Source organism: Clostridium sp. ATCC 25772 (genome assembly GCF_001573875.1).
Lineage (GTDB): Bacteria > Bacillota > Clostridia > Clostridiales > Clostridiaceae > Clostridium_J > Clostridium_J senegalense.
The window spans coordinates 1-602 of record NZ_LFRG01000174.1 but is presented as its reverse complement, the minus strand read 5'-3'; the positions used below and the strand labels follow the sequence as shown (position 1 = coordinate 602).

Sequence of the window (602 nt, the reverse complement as noted above, 5' to 3'; positions counted from 1 at the left end):
CTCAACCTGCTACTAACGCAAAAGAAGCTGTTCAATGGACATACTTCGGATACTTAGGAGCTGTTAAAGATCAAAACGGAGCTGCAATGTCTTTAGGTAGAGTATCATCTTTCTTAGACATATACTTCGAAAGAGATTTAGCTGCTGGTGTATTAACTGAAGAAGAAGCTCAAGAAATAATGGACCACTTCGTTATGAAGTTAAGAATGGTTAGATTCTTAAGAACTCCTGAATACAACGATTTATTCTCTGGAGACCCAACTTGGGTAACTGAGTCTATAGGTGGTATGGGATTAGATGGTAGAACATTAGTAACTAAAAACTCATTCAGAATGTTAAATACTTTATATACTCTTGGACCATCTCCAGAGCCAAACTTAACAGTATTATGGTCTACTCAATTACCTCAAGGATTCAAAAACTTCTGTTCTAAAGTATCAATAGACACAAGTTCTGTTCAATACGAGAACGATGATTTAATGAAGCCTTACTGGGGAGATGACTACGGTATAGCTTGTTGTGTATCTGCAATGAGAATAGGTAAGCAAATGCAATTCTTCGGAGCTAGAGTTAACTTAGCTAAGACTTTACTATACGCTATA

1 protein-coding gene is annotated in these 602 nt (G+C 36.5%); it reads left to right on the top strand.

The window, feature by feature from the left end; genetic code table 11:
- A partial coding sequence (locus tag AZI32_RS17430; RefSeq protein WP_275934998.1) for a pyruvate formate lyase family protein occupies positions 1–602 on the top strand: 602 nt, incomplete at both ends.